At 68.1% G+C, this 17,230-nt stretch carries 14 protein-coding genes; all 14 read right to left on the reverse strand.

All coding sequences use genetic code 11. The features are described from left to right. Positions 1–35: 35 nt before the first annotated feature. The 14 genes from BN977_RS03470 to BN977_RS03535 all read right to left on the reverse strand — a co-directional run bounded on the left by BN977_RS03470 (position 36) and on the right by BN977_RS03535 (position 17,201). The gene (locus BN977_RS03470; protein WP_024452948.1) at positions 36–425 is read right to left on the reverse strand and encodes a DUF4233 domain-containing protein; all 390 of its coding nucleotides are present in this window, start codon (positions 423–425) and stop codon (positions 36–38) included. Further along, complete coding sequence (gene folC, locus BN977_RS03475) at positions 422–1,828, reverse strand: bifunctional tetrahydrofolate synthase/dihydrofolate synthase (RefSeq protein WP_024452947.1); 1,407 nt, start codon at positions 1,826–1,828, stop codon at positions 422–424. The genes BN977_RS03470 and folC overlap by 4 nt, the downstream gene beginning before the upstream one ends. After that, positions 1,825–4,461: a valine--tRNA ligase gene (locus BN977_RS03480; RefSeq protein ID WP_036396352.1), complete on the reverse strand. Its 2,637-nt coding sequence runs from the start codon at positions 4,459–4,461 to the stop codon at positions 1,825–1,827. The genes folC and BN977_RS03480 overlap by 4 nt, the downstream gene beginning before the upstream one ends. Positions 4,462–4,561: 100 nt before the next feature. After that, positions 4,562–5,182, reverse strand: coding sequence for a DUF937 domain-containing protein (locus BN977_RS03485; protein WP_024452945.1), 621 nt, complete (start codon positions 5,180–5,182; stop codon positions 4,562–4,564). A gap of 94 nt (positions 5,183–5,276) precedes the next feature. Beyond that, the gene (locus BN977_RS03490; protein ID WP_036396354.1) at positions 5,277–6,530 is read right to left on the reverse strand and encodes a saccharopine dehydrogenase family protein; all 1,254 of its coding nucleotides are present in this window, start codon (positions 6,528–6,530) and stop codon (positions 5,277–5,279) included. 10 nt (positions 6,531–6,540) lie between these two features. Next, on the reverse strand, positions 6,541–8,517 hold the full coding sequence (locus BN977_RS03495) for a S9 family peptidase (protein ID WP_036396356.1): 1,977 nt from the start codon (positions 8,515–8,517) through the stop codon (positions 6,541–6,543). A gap of 18 nt (positions 8,518–8,535) precedes the next feature. Then, positions 8,536–9,150: a hypothetical protein gene (locus BN977_RS03500; RefSeq protein ID WP_036396357.1), complete on the reverse strand. Its 615-nt coding sequence runs from the start codon at positions 9,148–9,150 to the stop codon at positions 8,536–8,538. A gap of 98 nt (positions 9,151–9,248) precedes the next feature. Further along, positions 9,249–9,743 carry a transglycosylase family protein gene (locus BN977_RS03505; protein ID WP_024452941.1) on the reverse strand — a complete coding sequence of 165 codons (495 nt, stop codon included), beginning with the start codon at positions 9,741–9,743 and terminating at the stop codon, positions 9,249–9,251. A 228-nt stretch (positions 9,744–9,971) separates the two neighbouring features. After that, positions 9,972–10,298, reverse strand: a complete 327-nt coding sequence (locus BN977_RS03510; protein ID WP_024452940.1) for a transglycosylase family protein — start codon at positions 10,296–10,298, stop codon at positions 9,972–9,974. A gap of 1,037 nt (positions 10,299–11,335) precedes the next feature. Further along, positions 11,336–11,905: a molybdenum cofactor guanylyltransferase gene (gene mobA / locus BN977_RS03515; protein WP_084172387.1), complete on the reverse strand. Its 570-nt coding sequence runs from the start codon at positions 11,903–11,905 to the stop codon at positions 11,336–11,338. Positions 11,906–11,924: 19 nt separating this feature from the next. Continuing rightward, on the reverse strand, positions 11,925–13,004 hold the full coding sequence (locus tag BN977_RS03520) for a 2-oxoacid:ferredoxin oxidoreductase subunit beta (RefSeq protein WP_024452938.1): 1,080 nt from the start codon (positions 13,002–13,004) through the stop codon (positions 11,925–11,927). Then, positions 13,001–14,929 (reverse strand): 2-oxoacid:acceptor oxidoreductase subunit alpha, encoded by a 1,929-nt coding sequence (locus BN977_RS03525; protein ID WP_024452937.1) that lies wholly within the window; start codon positions 14,927–14,929, stop codon positions 13,001–13,003. The genes BN977_RS03520 and BN977_RS03525 overlap by 4 nt, the downstream gene beginning before the upstream one ends. Positions 14,930–15,252: 323 nt before the next feature. Further along, positions 15,253–16,101, reverse strand: a complete 849-nt coding sequence (locus tag BN977_RS03530; RefSeq protein WP_227456268.1) for a PfkB family carbohydrate kinase — start codon at positions 16,099–16,101, stop codon at positions 15,253–15,255. Positions 16,102–16,199: 98 nt separating this feature from the next. Then, positions 16,200–17,201, reverse strand: coding sequence for a LacI family DNA-binding transcriptional regulator (locus BN977_RS03535; protein WP_036396361.1), 1,002 nt, complete (start codon positions 17,199–17,201; stop codon positions 16,200–16,202). Positions 17,202–17,230 lie beyond the last annotated feature (29 nt).

Genomic DNA, 17,230 nt, shown 5'->3' on the forward strand with positions numbered 1-17,230 from the left:
CGGACAGCGTACCGGTCGGTAATCGATCCGGGAAATCAGTCCGCGGCACCCTCGTCGCGGGGGCGTTGACCAGGCAAAAGGCCGCGTTCCTGGCGGCGCTTGACCTCACCACGCAAGAAGATCAACAACGCCCAGACCAACGCGAACACCACCCCGATGAAGCCGATGCCCCAGTGGATGAACGCCCCGCCGACGAGCACCAGCTGCACGCCGAAATTGATCCAGATGGCGCCCGGCCGGCCCTGGATCCCCGACAGCAGCACCAACAGCACCGTCATGCCGATCAGGAACCCGCCGGACACCCACGTCAGGCCGCCGGTACCGAACGACACCACCGGCAGCGCCAGCAGCACGACGATCGCCTCCAGGATCAGCGTGCCGGCCATCACGCCGCGGAAGCTCTTCCACGGATCGGGGGCGCTCATGCGGGATCCCGCCCGAACAAGGTCCGCGCGGCGCCCGCCGTCACCACCGAACCGGTGATGACGATGCCGCTGCCGGACAGCCCTTCGCCGCCGCTGGACTCCTCCACCGCCGCGATGGCCGTCTCGATCGCGTCGGGCAGGGTCGCGGCCGTGATGACGCGCTCCGGGCCGAACCGTTCCTCCGCGCGCAGCGCGAGCTCCTCGACGCTCATGGCGCGCGGCGAACCGTTGTGCGTGACGACGATCTGGTCGAACGCGGGTTCCAGTGCGGTCAGGATGCCGTCGACGTCCTTGTCCCCCATCACCGACACCACGCCGACGAGATAGCGGAAGTCGAACTCCTCGGCCAGCGCGGCGGTCAGCGCGGTGGCACCGGCCGGATTGTGCGCGGCGTCCAGGAAGACCGTGGGCGCGTTGCGCACCCGCTCCAGCCGGCCGGGACTGGCCGCGGCGGCGAATCCCGCGCGGACGGCGTCGATGTCGAGTTGGCGTTGCGCGCCCGCTCCGAAGAACGCCTCGACGGCGGCCAGCGCGAGAACGGCGTTGTGCGCCTGATGCTCACCGTGCAACGGCAGGAAGATGTCGTCGTACGTCCCGCCCAGCCCCTGCAGGGACAGCACCTGGCCGCCGATGGCGATCTGGCGGCCGAGCACCGCGAACTCCGAATCCTCCCGGGCCACCGCGGCGTCGGCCGTCACGGCTTGGGCCAGCAGCACTTCCATCGCCTCTGCCGGCTGGCGGCCGATCACCGCGACCGTGTCGGTGGGCACCAGGTCATCGGCCTGCTTGGTGATGATGCCGGCCTTCTCTCCCGCGATCTGGGCGATGGTGTCGCCCAGGAACTCGGTGTGGTCCATGCCGATCGGGGTGATGACCGCGACCGGCGCGTTGACCACGTTGGTGGCATCCCACCGGCCGCCGAGGCCGGTTTCGACCACCGCGACGTCGACGGGCGCATCGGCGAAGGCCGCGAATGCCATCACGGTGAGCACCTCGAACTTGCTCATTTTCGGCCCGCCGGCCGCTTCGGATTGCGCGTCGACGAGCTCGACGAACGGTTCGATCTCACGGTAGGTGGCGACGTATTGCGCTGGGCTGATGGGCTTTCCGTCGATCGAGATGCGTTCGACGGCCGACTGCAGGTGCGGGCTGGTGGTCCGCCCGGTGCGCCGGTGCAGCGCGGTCAGCAGGGCATCGACCATCCGCGCGACCGACGTCTTGCCGTTGGTGCCGGCGATGTGGATCGACGGATAGCTGCGCTGCGGCGAACCGAGCAGTTCCAGCAGCGCCTCGACACGCGCGGTGCTCGGCTCGATCTTGGTTTCCGGCCACCGCTGGTCGAGCAGGTGCTCGACCTGCAGCAGCGCCGCAATCTCGTCCGGGGTGGGCTCCGGATTGCTCATCGCAACCCGGCGAGCCGCGCCGTGATCCGCTCGACCTCTTCCTGCGCCAGCTGACGACGGGCCTTGATCTTGTCGACGACGGCCTCGGGCGCCTTGGCCAGGAACTCGGCGTTGCCGAGTTTGCCCGTGGTTTGCGCCAATTCCTTCTCCGCCGCGGCCAGGTCCTTTTCCAGACGGCGCCGTTCGGCGGCGACGTCGACGGTGCCGGAGGTGTCCACCTCGACCACCACGGTGCCCTCGGTCAGGCGCACCTCGACCGATGCCGAGGCGGTGAAACCGTCGGCCGGTTCGGTGAGCCAGGCCAGCGCGGTGACCGCGGGCAGCTGCGATTCCACGTCGGCGGCGTCCAGGCCGCTGAGCCGGGCCGGCACCCGCTGCCGGTCGGCCAGGCCCTGGTCGCTGCGGAACCGGCGCACCTCGGTGACCAGCTTCTGCATGTCGGTGATGCGCCGGGTGGCGACCGCATCCGGCGCGAAGCCCGATGGCTCGGGCCAGTCGGCGACGACGATCGACTCACCACCGGTGAGCGTCTTCCACAGCGTCTCGGTAACGAACGGCATCACCGGGTGCAGCAGTTTGAGCAGCGTGTCCAGCACCGCGGCGAGCACTGCTGTGGTGTGCGAAAGACCCTGTGAGATCTGGACTTTCGCCAGCTCGACATACCAGTCGCAGAACTCGTCCCAGGCGAAGTGGTACAGCGCCTCGCAGGCACGGCTGAACTCGTAGCTCTCGAATGCCGCGTCCGCCTCGGCGCGCACCTCGTCGAGCCGGCCCAGGATCCAGCGGTCGGCGTCGGTCAATTCACCGGCCGCCGGCAACGGTGCCGGTGCCGCGCCGTTCATCAGCGCGAACTTGGTGGCGTTGAACAGCTTGGTGGCGAAATTGCGGGACGCGCGCGCGTGGTCCTCACCGATGGACAGGTCACCGCCGGGACTGGCCCCACGGGCAAGGGTGAAGCGCAGCGCGTCGGCACCGAACTTCTCCACCCAGTCCAGCGGGTCGATGCCGTTGCCCTTGGACTTGCTCATCTTGCGACCGAATTCGTCGCGAATCAGGCCGTGCAGGAACACATTCCGGAACGGAACGGAACCGGCGCCGATCGCGTCGTCGCCGGCGACGAAGGTGCCGAACATCATCATCCGGGCCACCCAGAAGAACAGGATGTCGTAGCCGGTGACCAGCACGCTGGTCGGATAGAACTTCTCCAGCTCCGGGGTGCGCTCGGGCCAGCCCATCGTGGAGAACGGCCACAGCGCCGAGGAGAACCAGGTGTCGAGCACGTCGGGGTCCTGCACCCAACCCTCGGGCGGGGTCTCGTCGGGCCCCAGGCACACCTGCTGGCCGTCGGGGCCGTGCCAGATCGGGATGCGATGCCCCCACCACAGCTGGCGCGAGATGCACCAGTCGTGCATGTTGTCCACCCAGGCGAACCAGCGCGGTTCCAGGCTGGCCGGGTGGATCACGGTGTCACCACCACGCACCGCGTCACCGGCAGCCTTGGCCAGCGATTCGACCTTGACCCACCACTGCAGACTCAGCCGCGGCTCGATCGGTTCGCCGCTGCGCTCGGAATGCCCGACGCTGTGCAGGTAGGGCCGCTTCTCGGCGACGATGCGGCCCTGCGCGGCCAGCGCCTCGCGCACCGCCACCCGGGCCTCGAACCGGTCCATGCCGTCGAATTGCGTTCCGGTGCCGGTGATCGCACCCGTGATGTCGAGGATCGACGGCATCGGCAGGTTGTGCCGGACGCCGATCTCGAAGTCGTTCGGGTCGTGCGCGGGCGTGACTTTGACTGCGCCGGTACCGAATTCGGGGTCGACGTGCTCGTCGGCGACGATGACGATATCGCGATCGAGGAAGGGGTGCGGCAGGGTCTTGCCGACCAGGGCGCGGTAGCGCTCGTCGTCGGGATGCACCGCGATGGCGGTGTCACCGAGCATGGTCTCCAGCCGGGTGGTGGCCACCACGATATGCGGCTGCGTGTCGTCCATGGAGCCGTACCGGAAGGAGACCAGCTCGCCCTCGACGTCCTCGTACTTGACCTCGAGATCGCTGATCGCGGTCCGCAGCACCGGTGACCAGTTCACCAGCCGCTCGGCCTGGTAGATCAGCCCGGCGTCGTAGAGCCGCTTGAAGATGGTGCGGACGGCGCGGGACAGGCCCTCGTCCATGGTGAAGCGGTCGCGGCTCCAGTCCACCCCGTCGCCGAGCCGGCGCATCTGCCCGCCGATGGTGCCGCCGGATTCACGCTTCCAGTCCCACACCTTCTCGATGAACAGCTCGCGACCGAAGTCCTCTTTGGTCTTGCCGTCGACGGCGAGCTGCTTTTCCACCACCGACTGCGTGGCGATGCCGGCGTGGTCCATGCCGGGCAGCCACAGCACCTCGTACCCCTGCATGCGCTTGCGCCGGGTCAGCGCGTCCATCAGGGTGTGGTCCAGGGCGTGGCCCATGTGCAGGCTGCCCGTCACGTTGGGGGGCGGCAGCACGATCGAGTACGGCGGCTTGGTGCTCGACGGGTCGGCGGTGAAGTAGCCGGCGTCGACCCAACCCTGATACAGCTCGCTCTCTACCGCACCCGGCTCCCAGGACTTGGGCAGGGCATCGGCGCGCGAGGAAGGGCTGGCAGTCACCGCTCGATTCTAAGGAAACCGGACGAGTGGCCGAACAAGCCCCCGTTCCCGGCGATCTGTGGAGCCGTACCCGTAACCATTACGGGTGCGGCTCCACAAATCACTTCTTGCCGCCGAGCAGCCCACCCAGGATGTCGCCGATGACGTTCCCCTGATTGCCGCCCTGCCCGCCGGAGCCGCCGCCGAGCACGCTGCCCAGGATGCTGCCCAGGGGGTTGTTGCCGCCACCGCCGCCGGCGCCGCCGAGGATGCTGCCCAGCACGTCACCCAGCCCACCGCCGGAGGACGCGGCCTCGGGCTGCCCCTGGCCGCTCTTCTGGGCGAACTGCTTGCCGATATAGGCCAGCACGATGGGGGCCAGGATCGGCAGCAACTGCTTGATCAGGTTGCTCCCCCCGGCGCCGCCGCCCGCCAGCGCGGCCGCGACCTGGCCACTGTCGTTACCGCCGAAGATGTTGGCCACGATGTTGTCGCCCTCGGCCTGGTCCACCTGGTCGACGCTGACCCCACCGTCGAGCAGGCCGCTGGCACCCTGCGCGGAGACGGCGGACTCCAACTGGCTCGAGTCGATGTCAGCGGACTGCACGTTGTGCTGCAGGCCGCCGACCAGGGCCGGCACCAGGGTCCGGATGGCGTTGTTCACCTCGCCTTCATCGGCGCCGAGCCGCGAGGCAATGTCCTGTACCGGAATCTGCGCGTAAAGATCATCAAGACCGGCCATGTCGTCCCCACCTTTATCGCTGGTTGAAGTTCCACCCGCGGTCGACCCTAGCCGTATTCGGCCCTCGCCCACAGGTGTTCGGCGCTCACCGGTTTCAATTCAGCCGGGTGGTCTGCAACGTCACGCCGGCGGCGGGCAACCGGGTGAGCAGCGCGTCACCCATCGCCGCGGCCGGGGTGAGCACGCCGCGCAGGTCCGAGAGCCGGTCCCGGTCGAGCGCCAGTGCCAGGCCGCTCTCGCCGAGCAGCACCGCGGTGGCCTTGTAGCCGGGGTCGCCCTGCTGGGCGATGACGGCGCGGTACCGGGCACCGCTGCTGGTGGTGGTGTAGGTCTCGATGCGGTAGTGCCCCTTGTCCCGGGTCCGTTCACTGGGCCCGCTGCCCGGTTTGGGGGTGATCCGCTCCAGCACCGTCGACGGCACCTTGTCGAGGTACTTCATCCCGAGGCCGAACGCCGCGGCGTTGACCGCCGTGTCCACCGCGGACGCGACCGGCGCCAGGACCGACGAGCCGGTGCTCATGTGCTCGGCGTACCGGAATTTCCGGCCGTACGCCCAGTCGAGAAGTGCGTTGCTGCGGCGCACGATTCGCGAGTTGGGTGCCGCCATGGCGAACGCACCGGTCCAGATGCCCGCCAGTTCCGGGGCGATCTGGACACCGCGGCGCCAGGGTGTGTCCGATTGGTGGCCGAGCTCGGGTTCGGCGGCGCGGTCGGTGCTCAGCGTGTAGGGATCGAGCATCGCGCGCCGGATGTCGGGATCGCTTGCGGCAGTGCGGAAGAACTCCACCATCGACGCGACGGTGCCGCCGGAGACCCCGCCGGCGAACCGGCGCAACACCAGGTCGGTGTCGGTGAGCTCGCCCGAGCCGTCCTCGCGCGAGCGGTGATAGAGCGCATAGACGGTGAGATCGGAAGGGATCGAGTCGAATCCGCAGGAGTGCACGATGCGGGCACCGGTGTCGGCGGCCTGCTTGTGGAACTGGTCGGCGCTGTCGCGGATGAAGGGTGTCTCCCCGGTCAGGTCGGCGTAATCGGTTCCGGCTTCCACGCAGGCCGCCACCAGCGGCAGCCCGTAGCGGGTGTAGGGCCCGACCGTGGTCACCACCACCTGGGTGCGCGCGGCCATCGCCGCCAGCGAGGCCGGAGCGCTCGTGTCGGCCTCGATGACGGGCCAGGCATGCGCGGGCTCGCCGAGGCTGTCACGCACCGCCCGCACCTTTTCCGCCGACCGGCCGGCCAGGGCGATCCGGGCCGACGCACCGGCCGTGGCCAGGTATTCCGCGGTGAGTTTGCCGGCGAACCCGGTGGCGCCATAGAGGACGAGGTCGAATTCCCGCTGCGTGGTCATGAGCCCGAAGCTACCCGAGCGTCTCCGGCAGGGGTCCGTCCTCACCCAGAACGTGACGGGCCAGGAAAGCCAGGATCACCTGGTACCAGATCTTGGTGTGCTGCGGCGCGGCGACCCAGTGCCCTTCGGAGGGGAAATACAGGAACCGGTGCGGGCTGTCACCGTCGTCGTCGGCCGGCAGCGCCGACTCGGTGAGCAGTTCGTACCACAGCCGCAACGCCTCACCGACCGGGACTCGATAGTCCTTGTCGCCGTGGATCACCAGCATCGGGGTGCTGATCCGGGCGACATGCCGGTGCGGTGAATTGTGTTGCGTCATCTGCTCGGTCATCTCACGCACCCACCAGTACGCCCCATCGGTGGTATGCCCGAACTGGTCCAGCGCCCACAGGCTGGCATGCGTGACGATCGCGTCGAACCGGTCGGTGTGTCCGGCGATCCAATTGGCCATGTAACCGCCGAAGGATCCGCCCATGGCGGCCGTCCGTCCGGCATCCACCCGCGGGTGGGCACAGGCCGCGTCGGTGGCCGCCATCAGATCCGTGTAGGGCGCCGCACCCCAGGCGCCCCAGCCACGCTGGACGAAGTCCTGTCCGTACCCCGTCGACAGCGCCGGGTCGGGTAGCAGCACGGCATAGCCCGCGGCGGCCAGCAGCCACGGATTCCACCGCCAGTGCCAAGCGTTCCAGCTGCCCAACGGCCCACCGTGCACCCACAGCAGCAGGGGCGCCGGTTCGGTCGTCTCCGGCAGCACCAGCCAGGACCGTACCCGCACGCCATCGGGTGCCGTCGCGGTGATCTCTTCCACGTCGCCCGGCAGTTCCGGGATGTCGACGCAGGGCAACACCACGACCTGCCCGTCGGCGTCGATGCGCACCGGATGGGGCGGTGCGGTATACGAATGGCGCAGCGCGTAGACGACTCCGCCGGGCGCGGTGTGCACCTCGGCGTAGCTGTAGTCGTCGTCGGTCAGTCTGGTGACGGCACCACCGTCCGGGTCCACCGCGAAGATCGGGCATCGGCCGTTGTCGTCGGCGGTGACGACGAGGCCGGTTCCGTCGGTCGTCCAGCCGACCGAGGCGGGCCAGCGATCCCAGTCCTGACCCACCTGTACCCACGGCTCGCCGAACGTCATGACGCACAACGTGATCCGTGGCGCGCGATCGGGGGTGGACACCGTCTCGCGCAGGAACGCCAGCCGGCTGCCGTCCGGGGAGATGGCGGGATGACCCAGATCGGCGTCCGGGTCCTCGGCGATCACCTGCCGCGCGCCGGTGGCGGTATCGACGCGGACCAGACAGACGCGGATCGAGGCGCCCGGCCCTGGCGCGTGCCAGGACGTCACCACGAAGCTGCCGTCGGCGCTGACGGCGACCCCGGCCTCACGCAGTGCCGCACCCGGTGACGGGGTGAGGTCACGGGAGTCGGCCGCATCGAGCAGGTGCGGGTGATCGGGTCCGAGGTCGTGATCCCAGTACCGCACCGGGTAGCGGGTGTGCAGAATGGCCGAAACCTGGTTGTCCTTGCGTAGCTTGCGCAGTCGGGCGTCGTCGGCCACGGTGGCCGCCGACGGAAGCAGCGGCGCGGTGACGATGACCCGGTCGGCCGACATCGCGGTGTGCACGGCACCGATCCCGCCGGGCAGCGTCAGCAGTTCGACGGCCTCACCGCCGGACGCGGGCAGCCGCCACAGCGCCGCCGGCGGCTTGTCGTCACGGGGCGTCGGGCGTGCCGCGATGAACAGCAGGTCGCCGTCGGCGGTGAAGGCAGGCGCCGTTTCCCCCTTGGCGCCGCGCGTCAGCCGCCGGGCGGGGTGGTGCCCGGCCGGATCCAGCTCCCAGATCGCCGTGACGAATTCGGTGTGTTCGTCGTTGATCTCGGTGATCGTGGTGACCAGCCGGGAGCCGTCGGGCGAGACGGCCAGGCCGGCAACCCTGGACAGTTCGAGAAAGCGGTCGAGGTCACCGAAGGCGTGGCGAGGCGTCATCCCGCCACGCTAACCGGATCAGACGACGTCGGTGATCTGCCCCGCGCTGTCGGCACGGACCTGCTTGGTGCTCCGCTCGCCCGCCACGTTGATGAGGATGCGCAAGCTGTCGTCGAACGGCAGGTTGCGGTCGACGATCACCGACTGCACCTTGCCGTCGGCGATCCCGCTGGCGGCCACGGCGCCGTCGACCGCCGCGATGATGGCCGTGGCGGGCACCTCGGTGATGGCAAAGAGGTTCTGCCGCAGGGCCTCTGCATCGTCGTCATAGTCCACCGGCCGGGAGGCGCCGACATGCCCGGCGGTGTAGGTCCACTGGTTCAGTTCGGTGGGCGCGTTCGGATCGACGGCCTGCACCGTGACCGTCGTCGGGACCAGGGTCACCTCGACCACCTGCATGGGGTCCGCCCCCACCTTCGCCGAGATGGCCGCGAACGCCTTGTTCAACCCGTCCACGGTGAGCACACTGCCGGTCGATTCGGTCAGCGCCCCGGTCCCCTCCTGGATCTGCTCGACCGCCGACGTGGCCGCATCGGTGATCTTGCGGACGTCGGCGACCGTCGAGCAGCCGCTCAGCGCGGAGATGATCAGGGCGGCTGCGGCCAGGCCGAATCGAAGGGGTAGGGCGGTCATCGTTTCTCTCTCCTCTGGTCGGGGGCCAACGCGCTGATGCGATGGCTCCGACAGCGTGGGTGAGAGAAGCGGCTACCGATCCCAACCTGGGCGGGGTATCAGCGGGGCTGCCCGAAGGCGGCGAGCGCGGTGCACATCTTGCGGATGTCGAAGATGCCGAGGATGGCACCGGGCCGGATGGCTTGGCAGCCGGCGGCGGCCGGGTTCTGGCCGCCGGGGGCCGGGGTGGTCCAGACGGCGGGGGTGGCGCCCTTGGCACCGCAGCTCGGCCAGGCTCCGAGGCCCTGGGTGCGCAGCACGTTCTCGGCGACGCGGATCTGCTCGGCGCGACTGGCCTGGTGCGGTGCGCCGACGCCCCCGTTGGCGGTCCAGGTGGCTTGCTTGAACTGGAGTCCCCCGGAAGCGCCGTTGCCGGTGTTGATCGACCAGTTGCCGCCCGACTCGCATTGGGCGATGGCGTCCCAGTTGACGCCGCTGTCGGCGCTGGCGGTCGCCGCCAGGGTCAGCGGTGCGGCGGCGAAGGCACCGGTCGCGGCCACGACCCACAGCATGCGGGTGAAAGTCTTCTGCAGAGCGACGCCGATGTTCTTCATTGCGGTCCTTCCCCGACCGGTGACACGAGTTCCGCATGTGTTTGAAGTGCTTTCTGACACTGCGGTTACCCGTGTTTCGGGTGGGGGAAATCGTCTGTTACTGACGATGCCGAAGTTTTAGGGGTTTCTTATGTGACCTATGGATATTGGCGGTATTCGTGAGAAAACAATGGCGCCGGGCTCGAAAGCCCGGCGCCATTGTCGTGTGTTTGGTATATGACGTGCGCGTCAGCCGCGACGGCCGCACACCGGCCATGCGCCGATGCCCTGCGAGTGCAGCACGTTGTTGGCGACCCGGATCTGCTCCTCCCGGCTGGCCAGGTGGGGCGAGCCGCTGCCGCCGTTGGCCCGCCAGGTGCCCATGGTGAACTGCAGGCCCCCGTAGTAGCCGTTTCCGGTGTTGATGGCCCAGTTGCCGCCCGATTCGCAGGCCGCGACGGCATCCCAGTTCACACCGTTGTCCGCATTGGCGGTACCCGCCCCCAGGGCCACGGGCGCGACTGCGAGCGCCCCGGCGATGGCGGCCATACCGAACGTCGTGCGGATGTTCTTCAACTTCGATCCTCTCGCCAAGCGCGCGCCAAAAGAACGCCCGCGCACAAGCGGGCGTGGAATGCCTGGATCACCCAGACGGGAATTTGGGCCGTGCCTTCTCGGTCGGGCACGACAGCGGGAGGCACGAGATCGCCTCGCCGGGGAAAATCGGCCCCGGCCGCTTCCGCGGCCTTGCCGCAGAAGCCCCGCACACACGCAGGTTTTGATGTGAAATTATTTGCTCCGGTCGGGGAGTTGAGGAAAACGTACAAAACCATCCAGACGAAGTCACATCACATCTAGAACGTGTCGCGAGAAGATCACGAGAAGATCACGACGCTCACTATGTATCAACTGTGCAGGTCAGCCGGAAGATCGACGCGAGTGCCCGAAACCGACGCGCTCAACCATTTCGTGACTCATATCACCACGTTTTTGTGAGCTGGGCCACGCGATCGGCCGGCCCGTCCCGGCATTTTCGCCGCGCGAGCTGCCGATGAGGCTTGACCTGCGGTTTTACCCGGGCGCGGTTCGCTGGCCGGTACGGCGAACCAGTTCAGTGCTCTACTTCCCCAAACATGGCTTGCTGCAACGCTTTCGAGTCGATACCGGCCAAATCGCGGTTGCGCCGCGGTAAGTGGCCCGTGCCGCAGGGCGGCGTTCGAACATGTTGCGCTGCAGGCAATTCAGGTGCTGCGAGCGCCTGATTCCAAGCCGCCCGGCGGGTGGGCCGCCGCGCCGGCCAGTGGCATGGACCAGTCGACAACCGCGGACAGAAGTTAGTGCAGCTTAGCGCCTTGTGTCGCTGAGCCTTTCGGCCAATCACACGAGTTACAGCACCGATGGCGAGATCCGATTCCGTTGTTGTGCAACATGTTTCGACACGCCCGCGGAATCGCACCCGCAGACGGCACCAGCCGACGGTGAACAGTCAGAAAACAATCTGTTCTGTTATCGATCGGAGATAAAAGCCAATAACGTCGTACCGGTTCGAATTCGCGCCGGGAGGCGTTCAAATTCACAATTTGCTGCCTCGCGGGACGGCAATTCACCGAGGTTCATGGCAGGTCGGCCGCGGTGTTGACGTTGGCCAGCGCACGTTGCTCGTCCAGCACGACGCGTTGCGTGTCGACCCCGGCGGTCCCGTCGACCAGGGCGCGCATGCTGCGCTCCCCCGCCGCCACCAGTTGTGCGGCCGTGTCGGCCAGCCGGGTCCGGTACAGCCCGGCCAGGTAGTGGTCGCGGCCATCCCACGGCAAGACCACATCGGCCACCGACGGCTCGGCAACCAGGATGTCGATCAACTCGGCCGACAGATGGGGCATGTCCACGGCACAGACGAACGCCCGCTCCGCTCCGGCGTCCGCGGCCGCCCGCAGGCCCCGCGCGGTGGCCAGCAAGGGGCCGACACCGCGCACCTCGTCACGCAGGATCTCGGCCGACAGCTCGGGAAGGGCCTGACCGGGTGCGGCGATCACGAACACCGGCGTGCACCGCTGGGATACCGCCGCGACGACGCGTTCCACGAAGGTCCGCCCGTCGAGCACCAGCGTCGCCTTGTCCCGACCCATGCGGCGGGATGCCCCGCCTGCCAACACAACTGCTGCCAGTGGCGGAGATGACGTCACCTAGGTGACGTTAGCGTGACTAGTCGACGGACCAGGTGTCTTTGCCGCGAAGCAGTGCCTGCAGCGCGGCGGTGTCGCCCGGCTTGGCGGCGCGCGCGTCGGCAACCTGCTGACGGGCCGCGTCGTCGTAGGTCGGCTTGCTGACCTGACGGAAGATGCCCGTGACCATGTGCTCGAGGTTCTGCTCGGACAGCCGCGACAGCGCGAACGCGTACGCCGGGTCGTCGATCGTGGCGTTGTGTACCACGATCTGGTCGGCATCCACATCGGCGGTCTTGGCGACCTCCAGGCCATACCCCGACTTCACCACGCAGTACTGGGCATCGGCACCGAATGTGATCGGCTCACCGTGATGCAGGTTGATCAGCCGGTCCTCGGAGCCCTCCTTGCGCAGCACATCGAAGGATCCGTCGTTGAAGATCGGGCAGTCCTGCATGATCTCGACCAACGCGGCACCGCGGTGGCTGGCGGCGGCGCGCAGCACCTCGGTCAGGCCGGCGCGATCGGAGTCCAGCGCCCGGCCCACGAAGGTGGCCTCGGCGCCCAGCGCGAGCGACACCGGGTTGAACGGGTAGTCCAGCGAGCCCATCGGGGTGGACTTGGTGATCTTGCCGACCTCGGAGGTCGGCGAGTACTGCCCCTTGGTCAGGCCGTAGATGCGGTTGTTGAACAGCAGGATCGTGATGTTGATGTTGCGGCGCAGCGCGTGGATCAGGTGGTTGCCGCCGATCGACAGCGAGTCACCGTCGCCGGTCACCACCCACACCGACAGGTCCGGGCGGGCCAGCGCCAGCCCGGTGGCGATGGTCGGGGCGCGACCGTGAATCGAGTGGAAACCGTAGGTCTCCAGGTAGTACGGGAACCGGCTGGAGCAGCCGATGCCACTGATGAATGCGATGTTCTCGCGCCGCAGACCGAGCTCGGGCAGGAAGTTGCGGATGGTGTTGAGGATGACGTAGTCACCGCACCCCGGGCACCAACGCACCTCCTGGTCGCTGGTGAAGTCCTTGCCCTTCTGCGGCTGATCCGTGGTCGGAACCAGGGCCGTCTTGCTGAGGGCTTCGGTCAGGCCCAGGTCGGCGCCAATCAGGTCGGTCATGCTCCAGCTCCCACAGATTCCACGGTGGCCGCCGCCAACCGTGCGAACTTCGCCTTGTCAGTTTCCTTCTGTCGCAACGTGCCGTCCAGCGCCGCGCCGATGATGCCCTCGACTTCGTCGGCCAAGAACGCCATGCCCTCGACCTTGGTGACCGATTGCACGTCGACCAGGAACCGGCCGCGCAGCAGCAGCGCCAGCTGGCCGAGGTTCATCTCCGGAACGACGACCTTCGGATAGCGCCGCAGCACCTCTTCGAGGTTGGCCGGGAACGGGTTGAGGTAGCGCAGTTGAGCGTGGGCCACCTTGACGCCGTTGCGCCGCGCCCGCCGGCACGCCTCGCCGATCGGCCCGTAGCTGCTGCCCCAGCCGAGCATCAGCAGCTCGGCGTCGCCGGTCGGATCGTCGACCTCGAGGTCGGGAACCTCGATGCCGTCGATCTTGGCCTGGCGCAGCCGGACCATCAGGTCGTGGTTCTTGGGCTCGTACGAGATGGCCCCGGAGCCGTTGGCCGACTCCAAGCCGCCGATGCGGTGTTCGAGGCCGGGAGTGCCGGGGATGGCGAACTGCCTGGCCAGCGTCTCCGGGTCACGGGCGTAGGGCTGGAACGGCTGGCCGGCCTCGGCGAAGGTGTGCTTGATCGGCGGGTAGCCGGCGATGTCGGGGATGCGCCACGGCTCCGAGCCGTTGGCGATCGCGCCGTCGGACAGGATGATGACCGGGGTGTGGTAGTGCACCGCGATGCGGGCGGCCTCCACGGCGATATCGAAGCAGTCCGACGGGGTGGCCGGGGCCAGCACCGCCAGCGGTGATTCGCCGTTGCGGCCGAAGAGGGCCTGTAGCAGGTCGGCCTGCTCGGTCTTGGTGGGCAGGCCGGTGGACGGGCCGCCGCGCTGCACGTCGATCACGATCAGCGGCAGCTCGGTCATCACCGCCAGCCCCATGGCCTCCGACTTGAGTGACACACCGGGCCCCGACGTGCTGGTGACGCCGAGCGCACCGCCGTAGGACGCGCCGATCGCCGCGCCGATACCGGCGATCTCGTCCTCGGCCTGGAAGGTCAGCACATTGAAGTTCTTGTGCTTGGACAGCTCGTGCAGGATGTCCGACGCCGGGGTGATCGGGTAGGTGCCGAGCACCACCTGCAGATCGCTGAGATGGCCGGCGGCCACGATGCCGTACGCCAGCGCGGTGTTGCCGGAGATCTGGCGGTACTCGCCGGTCTTGAGCTTGGCCGGGGAGACCTCGTAGGTGGTCCCGAACGCCTCGGTGGTCTCGCCGTAGTTCCAGCCCGCCTTCAGCGCCAGCACGTTGGCCTCGGCGACATCGGGCTTACGGGAGAACTTCTCCCGGATGAAGGCCTCGCTGTGGGCCAGCTCCCGGCCGTACATCCAGGACAGCAGGCCGAGGGCGAACATGTTCTTGGCGCGCTGGCCATCCTTCTTGGAGGCGCCGATGGCCTCGACCGCACCCAGGGTCAGGGTCGTCATCGCCACCGGGGTGACGACGTAGTCGGACAGCTCGTCGGTCTCCAGCGGGTTTGCCTCGTAGCCGACCTTGGCCAGGTTCCGCTTGGTGAATTCGTCGGAGTTGGCGATGATCAGGCCACCCCGCGGCAGGTCACCGACATTGGCTTTCAGCGCGGCGGGATTCATCGCCACCAACACGTCGGGACGGTCACCGGCGGTGAGGATGTCGTAGTCGGCGATCTGGATCTGGAACGACGAGACACCGGGCAGGGTGCCCTGTGGTGCGCGGATCTCCGCGGGGTAATTCGGCTGGGTGGCAAGGTCATTGCCGAACAGCGCCGCTTCCGAGGTGAACCGGTCACCGGTGAGCTGCATGCCGTCGCCGGAGTCGCCCGCAAAGCGGATGACGACCTTCTCCAGCTTCTGCCGCGGGGCGGCCCCGTTGCCGTTCTGGCCCACGACTCCCTGCCTTTCACGCCCCATCAACTCTGGCTGCTTCGAGGAGAGGCGTTGCGTCGAAGATTTTTGGTGTCACTACCGGTAACCATTATTGCACTTCTCTTAGGGTGGCTTTGCCAGCACGAACAGGCGACACGCGGGTAACCTGCGGAAAAACATGCAGTTCACAGACGTGAAGAGCGGCACCAATCGCCGGATTTGTGGCGTTCATCACGTCGAGGAGAACGGCATTCTCTAAGAACATCGCTACCCGCCGGTAGCCGGGCGCCGGCGCGCCGGACCCGAAGTTGACACCCGTCAACTCTAGCAGGCGTCACCCGGGTTCAGACCCGGTCGGGCGACCCGACCTCGACGCGCTTCTGCAACTCCCTGGCCACCAGTTCACTGGCCAGTTCGGCGGCCCGGTGCGGGTCCGCGCCGTCGGCCCGATTGGCGACGTAACAGGCGGTGAACATGTCGCCGGCACCGGTGGTCTGCACGCCCAGCACGCGCCACGCCGCGGGCACCCGGACCACGGTGCCGTCCTTGTAGATGTCACACCCCTCCGAGCCGTAGGTCACCACGATCTCGGGGACACCCAGCCACTCGGCGGTCGAGGCGTCGAAATCACCGTCGGCGACGATGACCGCCTCGTCCTCGGCGAGTTTGAGGATGTCGAGGTGCTGGAGCAGATCGGGCGAGAAGTTGCGATCCAGCGTGAGCGGGCCGAGCCGGTCGGCCCGCACCAGGCCCTGGCCGTCATAGGCGATGCGGTGCCCGCGCGCGGCCAGATGGGCCAGCGTGCCGGCCGGGAAGTCGGTGCGCATCAGCGGGGCGAGGTGGATCCAGGTGGTGCGGGGATCGTCGGTGTCGATATCGGCGGCCGTCCAGACCGGGCCGATCGCATCGACCGACATCCGGCGGTGGTCGGTGTCGTCGTAGTCGAGGCGGAAACCGCTGGTGCGGTCCGACGGCAGGAACCGCACGATATCGCCGAACCGGTCCAGGACCTCGTCGAACAACTCGTGGTCGTCCGGGGCGCCCATCGCCACGATGTGCCCGAGGACCTCGACGGCTTCCAGCGCCACCCCGGCGAAGGAGGCGCATCCGCCGGGACTGGGCGGGGCCCCGTCGATGATGTCGATCGCCAGGTTGCCCAGCACGGTCACGCCGGGGACCAACTCTGGCGTCATCGAACGGTTCTCCTTATGTCTTTACTTTCTCGCGGAATCGTAGTCGTGATGGCCGCGGAATCAGATTCCACGGCCGAGCGGGTGGCTGAGCAGGCCACTTATGCAGGCAGGTTGTACGGCGTGATGACGTGGATGGGCGTCGGGCGGACCGGTTCGGCGGGCAGGGCGCCGTGCTGGGCCAGGATCACCCGCATGGCCTGCCGCGCGTCGGCCCGCAGGTCATTGTGCAGCACCACCGAGATGCGTCCGTCCCGCAGCAGCCGCCGGTTGTCCGCGTCCAGATCATGGCCGATGAACACCTTGCACCGACGGCCGAGGGTGTCGAAGGCCGCGACCGTCGCGGTGTTGCCGCCGCCGGGCGAGTACACCGCCTCGATCGCGGGATGCCGCTCCAGCGCGTCGAGCACCAACCGCTCGTTGGTGGCATCGATGCCGTCACTGTCGCTCACCTCGATGATCTCCCTGCCGGTGCCGCGCAATCCGGACCGGAACCCCACCTCGCGCTCCCCTTCGCCGCGAAAGACGGTCCGGCTCAGGGTGATCAGCACACCGGAGGGGGACGCACCGAGCCATTGGTCCATCAGGTACGCGGCGGTGACGCCCGCCCCGTGATTGTCGATGCCGACGTAGGCGCAGCGCGCACTGGTGGGGATGTCGGTCGTGTAGGTCACCACCGGGACACCCGCGGCCACCAGGCGGTCGACCGCCTCGGCCACCGCGGGCTCGTCCTGTGCCTTGAGCACGACCCCGTGGCTACCCTTGATGCGGCCGAGCTCCTCGACCATCTGGGCGGTGGAGCCGGACTCCCACAGATGGAAGCGGGCGCGCAGCATCGCCGGGGCGAAGGCAGGCAGTTCGGCCTCGACGGCCGCCCGGAACGCGTCGGAGAACCGCTGCGGTGTCTGCATCACCACATCGATGAGAAATCGACGGCCGTTGAGCCGCAATTGCGCCCGCTGCTTGTCCAGGTCGGCGATGGCCTGCAGGACCTCGGCCCGGGTGTTCTCCCGCACCCCGGGCCGGTCGTTGAGCACGCGATCCACCGTCGCTTCGCTCAGCCCGCTCTGCTGAGCGATCTCACGGACCTTGTACCGGTGCATGACGGCCTTTGTGATGATGGTTTTTTGAT

The sequence above is a fragment of the Mycolicibacterium cosmeticum genome (genome assembly GCF_000613185.1).
Lineage (GTDB): Bacteria > Actinomycetota > Actinomycetes > Mycobacteriales > Mycobacteriaceae > Mycobacterium > Mycobacterium cosmeticum.